Here is a 13620-nt window from a genome sequence, read left to right on the forward strand (position 1 = left end):
GAATGGCACACCAACTGCGTTACGGGAGTTGCTATGAACGTAAAAACTCCTGAAGATCTATTTCACCACGACCTCAAGGACCTCTACGATGCCGAGCACCGAATCGAGGAGGCGCTCCAGAAGATGGAGAAAACCGCGAAGAATGCGGACTTGAAAAAGGCATTTCGCCAGCATCGCACCGAGACGCAGGGCCAGATCAAGCGCCTGGAGCAGGTGTTCGAGGCATTTGGCAAGACACCCCAGCGCAAGCAGTGCGAGGCCATCACCGGCATCATCGAAGAGGGCGAAGAAATGATGGAAGAAGTCGAAACGCCCGACGTCCGCGACAGCGCGCTGATTGCCGCCGCGCAGAAGGTGGAGCACTACGAGATCGCGAGCTATCGCACCATCTGCCGTGCCGCCGAACTGCTGGGCCTCAAGGACGCCGCCAAGCTTCTCACCGAGACCCTAAAAGAAGAGTCTGCCACCGACGACAAACTGACTGCCCTTGCTGAAAAGCTGGAGCCGCAGCTCGTGAAAGTAGATTTCAGTAAAATCCTGAGAATATACGAACGCGCACCCGACGATGGGCGCGTTTTTATTTTGCAAGGCTGACCGAATTACGTGGTTTTGAATAAGTACCAGTTGGGCAGAACTTCCTCGATATAAATAAAGTTGCTTGGGTCCATCGGGGGAGGCTCTTTGCCCTCTGGAATAAAAAGGTAGCCTACTTTATCATCCCTCATACCGCCGATGGTGAACTGGATCGCTCCATGAATCTTGGAATAGGGTTCCGCATAGGAAAGGTGCAATTCGTAGAGGCGAGCCGCAGCAGTCTTCGGTTCTTCGTTGCTGGCTTGAATGAGCGCCTGATCATCAAACGCAATGTTGGTCAAAGCTTTAAGCGCTGCTTCGTTGTCCCGTAGGTGCTGTTTCAGTTGGCTGTCTGATGCCGCTGTCAGCTCCATTATTTCAATCTCCCACTGCTCACTTGGAGACAGGTTCGGCTTTGCCTTTGCTTGTTCCAAAGCCATGTAGAAGACACCGGGAAGAACAAGCGATCTGACTGCGCTCAGCTTCCATTGATCCCCGTCTGGCCGCAGATAAGCATACCAGTTAGAGGTTTCGCCGTCTTTTCTATAGTCGATCGCGTAGACAATCTGGTTTTGGTCTGAGGCAAGCTCGCGATAGACAACAGCAGCACCTTTGGTGTAGAAGCCCATGGTCGGGGCGTCGCTGTAAGTTGTTGCCATTTCTCCAATATAGAAGCCTTTCTTCTCCTCGAATTCCGGCTGACCAAAAAACCGCTTCACGATCCACTCTGGAGTGCCGTGTTCGGCGGCTGATAGGCACGGTGTAATGGCAAGTAAAAGAATAAAAAGGTATCGCATGGGTATAGGGAGGTAACTTGTAGTGAATCCATGAAAAGACTAATCTTTCTTTTGATGCGAAACAAGCTAATAGCGGTTTCAAGCGCTAGCCGCCGCGTAGGGCGCGGTCTACCAAAACCCAGATGCCGGACGGGGATACACTGAGAATGCGGTTGCTCACGCCATTCCAGCCCCCTCCGCCAGCTTCACGCGTAGCCCTGTCACTCGGTGGAGGCCTTCGGCGCGGCGGACGGCGATGGAGTAGGCGTTGGGATCGCCGATGAGGATGACGCGGCGCTTGCCCCGGGTGAGGCCGGTGTAGAGCAGGTTGCGCTGCAGGAGCATGAAGTGTTGCTTCACCAGCGGGAGCACGACGACCGGGAATTCGCTGCCCTGGCTCTTGTGCACGCTGATGGCGTAGGCGAGGTTGAGGTCGCTCAGGTCGCCCTTGGTCAGTTCGACGATGCGTTCGCCGAAGTCGATCTGCAGCATGCCCTCCTCGGGGTCGATGGCCTTGATCTGGCCGAGGTCGCCGTTGAAGATGCCCAGCTCGTAGTTGTTGCGGTTCTGGATCACCTTGTCGCCTTCTCGAAATACCGTGGCGCCCATCGCGAGTTCGCGGCGGTTGGGGCGCTGCCAGGCGGCTTGCAGCAACTCGTTGAGCGTGCCGATGCCGGCCGAGCCGCGGTGCATCGGGGCCAGCACCTGGATGTCCATCAGCGGGTCGATGCGCGGCTCCCAGCGCGGCAGCAGGTGACGCACGACTTGCACGACGGCGGCCGCACAGGCTTCCGGCTCAGGGGCCACCACAAACTGCACCAGCGGACCCGACTCCAGTTGGTCGACGAGGCGGAGCGGGGAGGGGGGGGTGGGCTTCCCTTGGATGATCTGGTGCGCGAGGGTGACGATGGGGCTGTCTTTGCCTTGTCGGAAGATCTGCTTCAGCTCCGTCACCGCCACCTTGCGACTACCGATCAGGTCACCCAGCACCTGCCCCGCGCCCACGCTGGGAAGCTGCTGAGCATCGCCCACGAGCAGTAGGTGACACTCCGGCGGCAGGGCGGTGAAAAACGAGGCGGCGAGGCGGGTGTCGAGCATACTCGCCTCGTCCACGATCACGCAATCGGCCTCCAGCGGTTTTTCGGCGGTGTGGAGAAAACCGCCCTGCTGCACGTCGAACTGCAAGACGCGGTGCAGCGTGCCTGCCTGCATGCGGGCGGATTCGGAAAGGCGTTGCGCGGCGCGCCCGGTGGGGGCGGCCAATTTCAGGCGCAGCTTCTTGGCGCGCAGGATGTCGACAAGGGCGCGGAGGATCGTCGTTTTGCCGGTGCCGGGGCCGCCCGTGAGGATGCTGACCTTGTTGGAGAGGGCCGAGCGCAGCGCATCGACCTGCTCGGGGGCAAAGGTGAAGCCTGCCCGCTCCTGTGCCCAGTCGATCGCCGCCTCCACCTTCAGCTCCGGCCAACCGCTGGGGGACGATATGAGGCGCTGCAGCGAATCGGTGATGCGTTCTTCGGCGCGGGAAAGATAGATGCTCTGGATCAGCCCGGCGTCCTTCAGGTAAATCAGCTCTTTGGCGACGATGCGGTCGTTGATGCGGTGCCCGATCAAGTCCGCCGCTACGCCGAGCAGCTCGGTTGTCTTCTGGCGCAGATCTTCGGCGGGCATTGCCGTGTGGCCCTCGGTCTCCGCCTCGCCCAGCACGTGCAGCAGGCCCGCGTCGAGGCGGGCCGGGGCGTCGAGCGCAAAGCCGAGGTTTTGCGCAATCCGGTCGGCGGTGAGGAAGCCGATGCCGTCAACCTCGCGCGCCACCTGGTAGGGGTTCGCACGGATCACGTCGCCCGCTTGCGTGCCGTAGCGCTTGATCAGCTTGAGGCACAGCGCGTTGCCGACCCCGTAGCTCTGCAGAAAGAGCAATACCTGCCGCTGGGCGTGCTGCTCGTCCCAGGCCTGCTTGATCTCGACCGCGCGCTTGGGGCCGATGCCGGGTACCTCGCGCAGGCGACCGCTGTCGTGCTCGATCACCTTGAAGGTATCGGCGCCAAAGTGGTCGACAATCTTGTCGGCATACACCTTGCCGATACCGGGGATGAGGCCGCTGCCCAGGTATTTGCGGATGCCCTGCACATTGGAGGGCAGCTCCGACTGGTATTCCTTGAACTTGAACTGCTTGCCGTGCTGCGGGTGGTTGATCCAGTCGCCCCGCAGGCGCAGCGTCTCGCCGCACTGCACGCCCGGCAGGTTGCCGAGGATGGTGTAGGGGTGCTTCTCGCCGCTTGGGCGCAGCTCGGCAATCGCGAAGTGGTTCTCTTCGTTGTAGAAGATAAAGCGCTCGAGAATGCCCGTCAGCTCATCCATTGCACGAGGCGCTTAGAGGCCGGTCGGCAGCAGCTCCAGGCCCCAAACCTCGCGGGCCATCGCCACCATGTCCGGATAAATGCCGTCGGCCTCGGTTTCTTCGGCCAGTTGCTCCATCGTGTGCGAGCCGGTGGCGCAGAGGTAGCAGCGCATGCCGCCATTCTTGGCCGTCTGGAAGTCATACGGGCTGTCGCCGATATAGACCGTCTCGTCGGCCGTCGAGCCGAGGTGCTCGAGCGCATAGGCCACCATCTCGGGCTGCGGCTTGCGATAGGGCGTATCGAGCGTGCCGATGATCGGGTCCAGATATTCGTCGAGGCCCACTTCGGCGGCGATCTTTCGGGCGTTGTTGCCCTCCTTGTTGGTCAACATCCCCTGCAGCACGCCTTCGGCCTGAAAACGCTGCAACAGCTCACGCACACCCGGCAGGATGTGGATATCCTGCTGCCAGATCTGCTCGTAACGCTGGCGGAAGAGCTTCACCGCCTCATCCACGTATTCCTGCGGGATCAGCTTGCCCATCGTCACCGGGATCGAGCCGCCGACCGACGCCTTGACTTTCTCGAAAGTCACCGGCGGCAGGCCGAGCTGCTCCAGCGCATAGCAGTAGCAGCGGTAGATCACGTCGAAGTGGTCGATCAACGTTCCGTCGAGGTCGTAGAGCACGGCGGCGGGCAAAGGTTGCATATGCAGGCCATTAACAGCACGCGCACCAGCGGGCACAAGGGCAAAAGCGGGGAACTGTGGCGGGAGGGAGGCGCCGCATGTGCCCCGCCACGATATGAAACAGAATGAAATGCGATTAGAGATTGTGATGGACTCGCGGGCCGCCAGCTGATACTTCGTCTCGCGATGCCTGTCGGTCAGATAAACCACTCATCCACGTAGTCTCATGATTTCACTTCGTTCTATCGTTCGCACCTGTGCGGCAGGTGCTCTTTCCCTTCTGGGAGTCTCCCAGCTTTCCGCTGGCCTCAACTTCTCGATCTACCCCGTGAACGGCAATGTTGTCATGGTGGGGTCAGGCTCGGTCGATCTTGCCGGTTTAGCGGGGCCCGGTGGTGCCGAGCAAAGCCCGGCAGTACGCTCCGACTGGTCTTTGATCATGGTGGGTATGTTTGATCAGGAGGTGGATTTCTACAGCCCCGTGACCCCTCCTTCCCCTGCTCTCGGCGATTCGAGTTTCCGTTTTGTGGCGGACAACGGCTGGGGCGACAGCATTGGCCTGATCGCGATTCCCAATCTCACTCCTGGCCTCTACGTGCCCGATAATTACGTTTCTGGCACCTCCTTGTCCGGGACGGCCATTTTTCTCAACACCACGGTGGCTGATCTGGGCCTGACCCCCGGCGTCTATACCTGGACCTGGGGCAGCGGTGCCAATGCCGACTCCGCCACCCTCACCATCTCGGTTCCCGAGCCCAGCACCTGGGCCGCGATCGCCGGTCTCGGCGCTCTGGGCCTCATCGCCCTCCGCCGCCGCGTCAGGGCGTAAACGCAGGAGTTAAAGTGAATTTCCAGCCGCTCTTTCCGTGAGGAAGGAGCGGTTTTCTTTTGTTGATGAGGCGTAGGCGGCGAGGTCCGTCGGTGGTGACTATAAGCTCCTCCGTCTCGGCTTCTGACTTTCGCCTCAGGATTCCATTTGCTCGACGCCCGAACTGGAGCCAGACTTGTCGTTGTGAAGACGACCGATGCCAGTATGCCCTGCAAGCCGGAGCCGCAGGTCTGCCGATATCTGAGGCTGGAAGGCCCTGAATTGCTGCGCGCCTACTTCCGACGCCGCGTGGAGTGGAACGAAGCGGAGGATCTGGCGCAGGAGGCATTGCTGAAGGCGTGGCAACACTGCCAGGATGTAGACCATGATACCCGGGTGCGTGCGTGGTTGTTTGGTATCGCGCGTCGGCGGTTGTCGGACCACTTTCGCCGCGACGTAAGGCATTGGCAGGAGCTGGACGAGGAAAGTCGACCCGTTGAGAGTGGGGAGCACCTGACTCCCTTCCGGGCCGAAATCATGACTTTCGTGCGGGCACAGGTGCATGAGTTGCCCCGGGCGCAACGTGAAATCCTGGAAGCGCTGATGGAAGGGGAACGGCAGGTCGACCTTGCCCAACGGCTGGGGCTGCCGCTTTCTACGGTCAAGGCTCGTGCGCAACGGGGGCGGCAGCGCCTGCTCGAGTTGGCGGAGCGGCGCTGTATCTTCATCCGCGACGCCTTCGGCAGGGTGGTGGACTGCGAGCCGCGCCAGCAGACATGTTGCGCCTGATTCAAAAAAAGCTGGATTCCCTGCGTCTTTTTGGACCTCTGAGGCGTCTTCGTGGGTGAATCTGAAAAACTAGACACCATGAGCAACGAAATGTTGGAACAAGACGCCACCCGCACCGTCGTGCGCGAACGCTACCGCAAGATCGCCGAGACTGCTGGCGAATCCTGCTGTGCCCCGAGCTGCTGCGGCGGCGAAAACAAGGCTTTCTCGCGGGCTGAAGACATCGGCTACAGCAAGGACGACTTATGCTGCGTGCCGGAAGGCTCCGAGATGGGGCTGGGTTGCGGCAACCCCACCGCGCTCGCGCAGCTTCAGCCCGGCGAAACGGTGCTCGACCTTGGTTGCGGGGGCGGCTTCGACTGTTTTCTGGCCGCCCGTGCGGTCGGCTCGACGGGCCGTGTCATCGGGGTCGACATGACGCCTGAGATGATTTCGAAGGCGCGGCGTAATGCCCGGGAAGGCGGCTATAGCAACGTCGAGTTTCGCCTGGGCGAGATCGAGGCGTTGCCGGTGCCCGATGGAATCGTCGACGCCATCCTTTCCAACTGCGTGATCAACCTCTCGCCCGACAAGCCGAGCGTCTTCCGGGAAGCGCATCGGGTGCTGAAGGCCGGTGGCCGCCTCTCACTCGCAGATATCGTGGCCACCAAGCCGATCCCGCCTGACATTCAGCGCGACTTCGAGGCACTGACTTCGTGTGTGGCCGGCGCGGCGCAGGTGGATGAGGTCGATTCGATGCTGAAGGCGGCCGGCTTCTCCGAAGTGCGCATCCAGCTAAAGGAGGAGACGCGGGCCATGATCAACCAGTGGTCGCAGAGCGGAACGGCTGGGGAATACGTCGTTTCGGCCCTGATCGAAGCCCGTAAGTAATCCGCTGGCCAACCGCCCATCCGTTTCCGTTTGCCCTCCGGCACTTATCGGGCAACGTTTTGCGGCACGAGACCATGCCGACCGCCACGCCCACCAACGAAGCCAAGCCTGCCGCCGACTGGAAACAGGAGCAGGGGCGGCTGGTATTACGGTTGAGCGGGCGGTGGTCGTTGCATGCGCCGCGGCCCAAAGACCCGCACTTGTTGCCTGCCTTTCGCGCGCAGGTGAAAGGGTGGGAGGGCGATCAGCGGCTCGCTTTCGACCTCGACGCGGTTGAGAGATTCGATTCGCGCCTGGTGGCGCAGCTTTTTGTGCTGATCGACGCCGCCGAAGCGGAAGGGTGGGCTATCGAGCGTGAATCGTTGCCCGAGGATGTGTGCAAGCTGCTCTCGCTCGCCCAAGCCTCCGGCAAGACGGAAGCGGAAGGCGCGGCAAAGGATACCGGCTGGCTCTCGGCTCTCGGCTACTGGGGGCTGGAAAAGTATGCCGGCACCAAGGAGGTCTTCGCCTTCGTGGGCCGCGCCTTCACCAGCTTCATCAAATTCATCACTGGGCGGGCCAAGATCCGCCGGCAGGACTTTTTCGAGATCCTGCAGGATACCAGCGCCTCGTCGCTGCCGATCGTCTCGCTGATCAGCTTCCTCGTGGGCCTGATCATCGCCTTCCTCGGCGCCGTCGTGCTGCGGCAGTTCAGCGCGGAGTTTGCCGTCTCCTACCTCGTCGGCTACGGCATGTTGCGCGAGATGGGCGCGGTGATGACGGGGGTGATCATGGCCGGGCGCACAGGGGCCGCCTTCGCCGCCCAGATCGGCAGCATGAAGGTCAACGAAGAGATCGACGCGCTTTCGACCTTCGGTATCAGCCCGATGGATTTTATCGTGCTGCCGCGTCTGCTGGCTCTGGCCATCATGATGCCGCTGCTCACGATTTATGCCGACCTGGTGGGCATCCTCGGCGGCTACCTCGTCGCGACCATCATGATGCGGGTGCCGCACGAGGTGTTCGTGGTCGAGATGGACAACGTGGTGACAAGCCTGGACGTCTACCTCGGGGTCTTCAAAGGCTTCGTCTTCGGTATCCTTGTGGCGGTGGCCGGTTGCCTGCGCGGCCTGCAAACCACCAGCGGGGCCGACGCCGTCGGTCGGGCCGCCACCAAGGCCGTGGTCACCGGCATTACGCTGATCATCCTGGCCAACGCCATTATAGACTGGGCTGCCGCCCAAGTGGGCATCTAGGGCCGGTCGGCGGGTGGTGTGCATCCTGCTAAATAACCGGCATGCATACCCTTCTACCCGATTCCCGTGACGACCTGGTGGCACTGCGCCTGAGCGGCAAGCTCGATGCAGCCGACTACGACAGTATCAAGGCGCTGCTTGAAAGCCGTATCGCCGAACAAGGCAAAGTGCGCCTTTATTGGGAGATGGTCGACTTTGACGGCTGGACACCCCAAGGGCTCTGGGCCGATGCGCGTCTCGACGTGAAACATGCCAACCACTTCTCCAAAATTGCCATCGTCGGCACTTCCGACTGGGAAAAGTGGACGACGAAGCTGATGAAGCCTTTTACCAGCGCAGAGGTTAAGTTCTTTCCGCTCGACCAGAGCACGCAGGCGCTCGCCTGGGCCAAGGCATAACGCTCTAGAAGTGGCGGAGCCCGATCAGGCTCTCCCATATCACCCAGAGCAAGAACACCGTTCCGCCGATCAAAAGGGCTCGCCGCACCCAGCGCCGCCGAGCCCGGCGCCGTTCGAAGGTGTTGTAATAGCGATCCCAAAACCGGGTCGACTTGGCCATGGTGAAAAAACCGGCCGCGAAAGGCCCTCGACGCGGCTCGCGGGGAAGCTTGTAGCGCCGCTTAGCGTCCTGGCGATGCGCGCGCCATAAAAAGAAACGCTCAAGCATACCGCCCATGTTCGGCGTGGGCGGCGCGAGACGCAAATCAGATTTGCATTGCCGCCCGCATCGAGCCTTTGCAGGTTAACCCAACTTCCGACTGGCTGACAGCTTATGAACTTTTGCATCTACCCCGCCGGCGCCTGGGGCACCGCCCTGGCCCTCCACCTTGTGCGCGAAAACCACACCGTGACGCTCGTCCCGCGCGAGCTCGATCACGCGCTGGAGATGGCCAGCTCGCGCGTGAACCGCCGCTACCTCGACGGCGTGGAGCTACCGCGCGACGTGCAGCTGGGGATGGAGCTTGCCCCGTCGCTGATGGAGGCCGATGTGCTCGTGCTCGCCTGCCCCTCGCGCTACCTGCGCGGCGTCTGCCGCGAGATCCGCAGCCAGCTCTATCAGGCCGAGCAGCTGGAAGTCGTCCTCACGCTTTGCAAGGGCCTCGAAGAAGGCACGAACGCGCTGCCGACCGCCGTGGTGGCCGAAGAGCTGCCGCAGTTTGCCCACGGCGCGCTGAGCGGCCCCAGCTTTGCCAGCCAGGTGGCGGCCGGCCAGCCCACCGCGCTCGTCCTGAGCACCAACCTCCCGGCAGATAAAAACGAATACCTGCAGCAGGCCCTCAGCGGCGAGCGGGTCCGCGTCTATACCAGCGACGACCTTACCGGCGTCGAGCTGGGCGGCTGCCTCAAGAACGTCTACGCCATCGCGGTGGGCATGTGCGATGGGCTGGGCCTGCGCGACAATACCAAGGCCGCCCTGCTGACCCGCGCCCTGCACGAGATGGTGCGGGTGGGGGAGGCCCTCGGTGGCAAGCGCGAGACCTTTTATGGCCTCACCGGCTTTGGCGACCTCGTGTTGACCTGTAATGGAGCCGAGAGCCGCAACCGCACCTTTGGCGAACGCGTCGCGCGCGGGGAGTCGGCGGAGCAACTGATTGCCGCGATGACGGTCGAAGGTTACCGCACCACCGCCTGCTTCCACCGCATCTGCCAGGACAAGGGCGTCGAAGCCCCCATCCTCGAACAGATCTACCAGATCCTCTTCGAAGGCCGCAGCCTCCGCGAAGCCATCCCCGCCCTCATGGGCCGCCAGCTCAAACCCGAGCGAGCCTAGGGGAAATAGAAAAGCCCTGCAGGAAACGTGCAGGGCAGGAGCAAATATCAGTAGTGATTTGGTGCGGCTTACGGAGCGACGAGTTGAGTAGTCGGGTCTCTTTCCCAAATGGGCATTGGATTGTTTCCCATGATGTTGGCACCTTCATGGGCTAACTCGTTGTCCAGGCGTTCAATTAAGTCAGATTTTACATCTGAAAACGCCGGCTCGTTCACCAAATTAACCAGTTGGTATGGATCATCGTAGGAATAGAGAGAGTTCGAGCCGTTCGCAAATTGCCAATAAGTGAAGTCTGGGGTGATGATCTGGGCAAAATTGATTCGATTGAAGTTACTTGCATTGTAGTGCAGGACAATAAGTTCATCACGATGCGGCTTACCTTCATATACCGTTGGTAAAATGGATTTTGAATAACGGTAGGGGTCTTCAGGAGTATCGGCGCCAGCCAAATCCAGGAAGGTTTGGTAAAGGTCGACGAGTCCAACCACATCATGATTGCTTCTTGGGATTACGTGGCCCGGGTCATACCAGAAGAGAGGAACACCAACCGATTCCTCCATCGGGTGGTTCTTGCCCGCCCAACCGTGTTCTCCATGAGCAAAGCCGTTGTCAGAGGTGAATACCACGATCGTGTTTTCACCGATTTCATCCAGGATCTGGCGAACCGCTTCGTCTACGGAAAGCAGCATCTCGCATTGCCTTACATAATCGTTGCTGTTGGCCTGGTTAAATTGAAGATTTGGATAGTTTGGAATCTGAAAACCTTGGTCGGAATAACGTCCTTTAAATTGAGAATCAGGGATATACGGGCTGTGTGGATTCAGGAAAGAAATAAAGAGAAAGTATGGTGCCTCGTTTCTAGTATTGCGTGCGTGGATGAATTCTACGGCCAAATCGCGAAGTACGTCAGTTGAGTAACGGTGGATTTGAGTCCACCCTCCTGTTGGCCAGTAATAAAACATGTGGTTGTAAGCAACTGAGACGAACCAGTTCCAATATTCGATGCCTTCCCATGGTATTGATGAGGGTTTGTGGGCGTGCCCCATACCTCGCCACATATCTGCGCCAACGCGACCGTTGAAATTTCGACCATTAAACCATTTGCCAAAAAAGCCTGTTTTGTAACCGGCTTTCTGCATTTCCTCTAGCAGGAACGGGCCATTGGGCATCTCATAAGCATGGAGATTGTCATTTGTATGAGTCCTGATACCGTGGCGAGAAGGTAGCCTGCCTGTAAAAATGCTGCTCCGGCTGGGACCACATAGGGGAGTTGTAACGTAGGCCCGTTGGAAATTGATGCCTTCGGTCGCAAGGCGATCAATGTTCGGCGTTTCGATAAACGGATGGCCCCAGGCGCTGTATTGGTCGTAGCGCATGTCATCCGTGAGGATAAAGACGATGTTGGGTCGGTTATCTTCGACTTGCCGATAAAAAATCGGGTAATCGAGATCAGGGGCTATAACGTGATCGTTTGCCCCGATATCAGTCCAGTTTTGCAGGTCCGTAGACTGCTGAATCGGCGCGACTTTAGGAAAATCGATCCGTGTTTCAGCAAAGGTGGCGACAGCGACAACAGCACTCGTTAGCAGAAGAGTAAGAAACCTCATTCAAGATCGATTAGGTCTTGAATGAGGTGGGGGCAAGAGAAACGTTTTTTAGGTTGCGCAACCCTATGGTTTAGAAGACTTTTTTAGTGGCTTATTAGTGTTTCGCCCTCATCGTCGACGTCTTCGTCCATGGGGCATTCCGCTTGGGCGGCGGCGGCGAGGCGGCGCTCTTCTTCGGCCAAGCGCACGACAAAGTCTTCGTAGGTGAGGATTTCCCAGCGGTTGTCGAAGTGCTCGACGAGGGCGGTGTTACTTTCCACCCAGTCGCCGGAGTTGAGGTAGTGGACCTCGCCCACCATCTTGTCGGCCGGAGTGTGAATGTGGCCGCAGATAAAGCCGCTGCAATCGTGCTTGAGGGTAAATTCTTCGACGTTGTCTTCGAAGCGGCTGATATAGTTGACCACCTTTTTGGTGCGGGCCTTGATCGCCTTGCTGAGCGAGAAATAGCCCTTGCCCCGCCAGGCGCGGTATTTGTTGTAGACGCGGTTGACCTTGAGCAGCGTCTGGTAGCCGATGTCGCCCAGGACGGCGATCAGCTTGCTGTTTTGGGTGATGGCGTCGAACACGTCGCCGTGCACCACAAGGTAGCGACCGCTGGCAGACTCGTGGATGTGGCGGTCGGTCACCTCCATGCGCCCGAATTCGAGCGGCAGGAAGCGGTCGAGAATGTCGTCGTGGTTGCCGCGCAGGTAGATGACATGCACGTTCTTTTTCTCCATCTTCTTCAGCACGAGACGGATGAAGCGGGTGTGCTTCTTGGTCCACCCTCCCTGGCGAGCGAGCGACCACCCGTCGATGATGTCGCCGTTGAGGATCAGCTTTTCGCTGTGGGTGTGCTTGAGGAAGAAGTTGACCTTGTCGACCTGGCAGTCGGGAGCCCCAAGGTGCACATCGGAGATAACGATGGTCTTGAAGGTCAGGACTGCCTTTTTCGTTTTCTTTGTCATTGGAGAGAGAAGGCTAAGTGACAGTGGCAGAACTCAAGATACCTTGCAGACGTTGCTCAAACTTGTCCAGCACGGCTTCCCAGGAGACGCTCATCATGGTCTCACGGGCCTTCTCTCGCATCTGGGGCCAGGCTTCGGGGTGGGCCGCCAGATCGCGCGCGGCGGCAAGGTAGGCAGCCTCGTCGTGGAGCGGCGCGATGCGGCCATTCTCCCCGTCGCGCACAAAGCGTTGCGGTGCGGCGTAGTCGTAGGCCAGCAGCACCAGCCCGCTGGCCATCGCTTCGGTCACGACATTGCCAAACGTTTCGGTCACACTGCCAAAGAGGAACACGTCGCCACTGGCGTAGTGGCTGGCCAGGTCTTCGCCCTCGCGCATCCCGGCAAAGACGATCTCCGGGTGCTCCTGGGCCAGCTTGCCGCGTTCCGGCCCATCGCCGACCACCACCAGCTTCAGGTCGGGGCGGGTCTCTCGCATTGCCAGCCAGGCCTGGATCGTCAACGGCAGGTTCTTTTCGCTGGCGACGCGGCCCACATAGAGGGCCACCGGGGTATCAGGCTTCGCACCCCATTCGGCGCGCAGGGCATCGCTGCGGCGGGCGGGCGAAAACAGCTCGGTATCCACGCCGCGGCCCAGGATCTCCAAGTGGTCGAAGCCCGCGCGTGCGAGGCGGTTGAGCGTATCGTCGCTCGGCACAAACGTCACCTCCGCGTGCTGGTGAAAGCGGCGCATATAAGACAGCACGGCCTTCGTCACGCCGCCGTAGCCGTAGAAGCGCCCGTAGCTGTGGAAATTCGTATGGAAGCTGGTGACGAGCGGGATCTTGAGGCCTCGGCACGCCCGGCTGGCCGCCCAGCCCAAGGGGCCTTCGGTGGCGATGTGCACGAGGTCAGGCGGGTTGCCGCGCCAGTGCTTGTTCATGATGCCGGGCAGGGGCAGGCCGAAGCGCAGGTTTTCGTAGCGTGGGATAGGCATACCCGGCACGCTGATCAGTTCGCACCCAGGCATCAGGTTGGCCCGCCGGTCGCGGCGCCAAGGAGCAATCACTTGCACCTGATGCCCGCGCCGCAGGAGCCCGCCCACGAGACGGCTCAAGGTCATGGAGACCCCGTTGATCTCGGGGGGGAAAGTTTCAGTCACCAAAGCGAGTCGCACGGATTTTTAAGAGAGCAGAGGGTGCTGTGAATACAGTGTGAATAAGTCGTGAATAAGTCCCGCCCAAA

14 protein-coding genes are annotated in these 13620 nt (G+C 60.1%); 7 read left to right on the forward strand and 7 right to left on the reverse strand.

Going from position 1 to position 13620, the window contains the following annotated elements; genetic code table 11:
- Positions 1-33 precede the first annotated feature (33 nt).
- A complete protein-coding gene (locus tag Q7P63_00685; GenBank protein MDP0498590.1) occupies positions 34-594 on the forward strand; it encodes a ferritin-like domain-containing protein in 561 nt (186 codons plus the stop codon).
- Positions 595-599: 5 nt separating this feature from the next.
- On the opposite strand, the gene Q7P63_00690 is transcribed toward Q7P63_00685, so the two are convergent.
- The 3 genes from Q7P63_00690 to Q7P63_00700 form a co-directional block, all read right to left on the reverse strand.
- A complete protein-coding gene (locus Q7P63_00690; GenBank protein ID MDP0498591.1) occupies positions 600-1370 on the reverse strand; it encodes a hypothetical protein in 771 nt (256 codons plus the stop codon).
- A 156-nt stretch (positions 1371-1526) separates the two neighbouring features.
- Entirely contained in the window at positions 1527-3707 is a 2181-nt protein-coding gene (locus tag Q7P63_00695) for an ATP-dependent RecD-like DNA helicase (GenBank protein MDP0498592.1), read from the reverse strand.
- A 12-nt stretch (positions 3708-3719) separates the two neighbouring features.
- Entirely contained in the window at positions 3720-4394 is a 675-nt protein-coding gene (locus Q7P63_00700; protein ID MDP0498593.1) for an HAD family hydrolase, read from the reverse strand.
- 205 nt (positions 4395-4599) lie between these two features.
- On the opposite strand from Q7P63_00700, the gene Q7P63_00705 reads away from it, so the two are divergent.
- The 5 genes from Q7P63_00705 to Q7P63_00725 all read left to right on the forward strand — a co-directional run bounded on the left by Q7P63_00705 (position 4600) and on the right by Q7P63_00725 (position 8473).
- Positions 4600-5202 carry a PEP-CTERM sorting domain-containing protein gene (locus tag Q7P63_00705; GenBank protein MDP0498594.1) on the forward strand — a complete coding sequence of 201 codons (603 nt, stop codon included), beginning with the start codon at positions 4600-4602 and terminating at the stop codon, positions 5200-5202.
- A gap of 183 nt (positions 5203-5385) precedes the next feature.
- A complete protein-coding gene (locus Q7P63_00710) occupies positions 5386-5970 on the forward strand; it encodes a sigma-70 family RNA polymerase sigma factor (protein ID MDP0498595.1) in 585 nt (194 codons plus the stop codon).
- A 78-nt stretch (positions 5971-6048) separates the two neighbouring features.
- Positions 6049-6840: an arsenite methyltransferase gene (locus tag Q7P63_00715; protein MDP0498596.1), complete on the forward strand. Its 792-nt coding sequence runs from the start codon at positions 6049-6051 to the stop codon at positions 6838-6840.
- A gap of 74 nt (positions 6841-6914) precedes the next feature.
- On the forward strand, positions 6915-8075 hold the full coding sequence (locus tag Q7P63_00720; GenBank protein ID MDP0498597.1) for an ABC transporter permease: 1161 nt from the start codon (positions 6915-6917) through the stop codon (positions 8073-8075).
- 41 nt (positions 8076-8116) lie between these two features.
- Complete coding sequence (locus Q7P63_00725; GenBank protein ID MDP0498598.1) at positions 8117-8473, forward strand: STAS/SEC14 domain-containing protein; 357 nt, start codon at positions 8117-8119, stop codon at positions 8471-8473.
- 4 nt (positions 8474-8477) lie between these two features.
- Here the strand turns inward: Q7P63_00725 and Q7P63_00730 are convergent, their stop codons facing one another.
- Entirely contained in the window at positions 8478-8741 is a 264-nt protein-coding gene (locus Q7P63_00730) for a hypothetical protein (GenBank protein MDP0498599.1), read from the reverse strand.
- Between the two features lie 105 nt (positions 8742-8846).
- Between Q7P63_00730 and Q7P63_00735 the strand changes: the two genes are divergently transcribed.
- A complete protein-coding gene (locus tag Q7P63_00735) occupies positions 8847-9845 on the forward strand; it encodes an NAD(P)H-dependent glycerol-3-phosphate dehydrogenase (GenBank protein MDP0498600.1) in 999 nt (332 codons plus the stop codon).
- A 68-nt stretch (positions 9846-9913) separates the two neighbouring features.
- Here Q7P63_00735 and Q7P63_00740 read toward each other — a convergent pair whose 3' ends face one another.
- The 3 genes from Q7P63_00740 to Q7P63_00750 form a co-directional block, all read right to left on the reverse strand.
- On the reverse strand, positions 9914-11452 hold the full coding sequence (locus Q7P63_00740) for a sulfatase-like hydrolase/transferase (GenBank protein MDP0498601.1): 1539 nt from the start codon (positions 11450-11452) through the stop codon (positions 9914-9916).
- Between the two features lie 83 nt (positions 11453-11535).
- Complete coding sequence (locus Q7P63_00745; GenBank protein ID MDP0498602.1) at positions 11536-12399, reverse strand: UDP-2,3-diacylglucosamine diphosphatase; 864 nt, start codon at positions 12397-12399, stop codon at positions 11536-11538.
- A 13-nt stretch (positions 12400-12412) separates the two neighbouring features.
- Complete coding sequence (locus tag Q7P63_00750) at positions 12413-13537, reverse strand: glycosyltransferase family 1 protein (GenBank protein ID MDP0498603.1); 1125 nt, start codon at positions 13535-13537, stop codon at positions 12413-12415.
- Between the last annotated feature and the right edge of the window lie 83 nt (positions 13538-13620).

This window comes from Verrucomicrobiota bacterium JB022 (assembly GCA_030673845.1).
Taxonomy (GTDB): Bacteria; Verrucomicrobiota; Verrucomicrobiia; order Opitutales; family Oceanipulchritudinaceae; genus WOUP01.

Coding starts and splice junctions, on each gene's coding strand:
- Q7P63_00685 (MDP0498590.1), top strand. CDS start 34: ATGAACGTAAAAACTCCTGAAGATCTATTTCACCACGACCTCAAGGAC.
- Q7P63_00690 (MDP0498591.1), bottom strand. CDS start 1,370: ATGCGATACCTTTTTATTCTTTTACTTGCCATTACACCGTGCCTATCA.
- Q7P63_00695 (MDP0498592.1), bottom strand. CDS start 3,707: ATGGATGAGCTGACGGGCATTCTCGAGCGCTTTATCTTCTACAACGAA.
- Q7P63_00700 (MDP0498593.1), bottom strand. CDS start 4,394: ATGCAACCTTTGCCCGCCGCCGTGCTCTACGACCTCGACGGAACGTTG.
- Q7P63_00705 (MDP0498594.1), top strand. CDS start 4,600: ATGATTTCACTTCGTTCTATCGTTCGCACCTGTGCGGCAGGTGCTCTT.
- Q7P63_00715 (MDP0498596.1), top strand. CDS start 6,049: ATGAGCAACGAAATGTTGGAACAAGACGCCACCCGCACCGTCGTGCGC.
- Q7P63_00720 (MDP0498597.1), top strand. CDS start 6,915: ATGCCGACCGCCACGCCCACCAACGAAGCCAAGCCTGCCGCCGACTGG.
- Q7P63_00725 (MDP0498598.1), top strand. CDS start 8,117: ATGCATACCCTTCTACCCGATTCCCGTGACGACCTGGTGGCACTGCGC.
- Q7P63_00730 (MDP0498599.1), bottom strand. CDS start 8,741: ATGCTTGAGCGTTTCTTTTTATGGCGCGCGCATCGCCAGGACGCTAAG.
- Q7P63_00735 (MDP0498600.1), top strand. CDS start 8,847: ATGAACTTTTGCATCTACCCCGCCGGCGCCTGGGGCACCGCCCTGGCC.
- Q7P63_00740 (MDP0498601.1), bottom strand. CDS start 11,452: ATGAGGTTTCTTACTCTTCTGCTAACGAGTGCTGTTGTCGCTGTCGCC.
- Q7P63_00745 (MDP0498602.1), bottom strand. CDS start 12,399: ATGACAAAGAAAACGAAAAAGGCAGTCCTGACCTTCAAGACCATCGTT.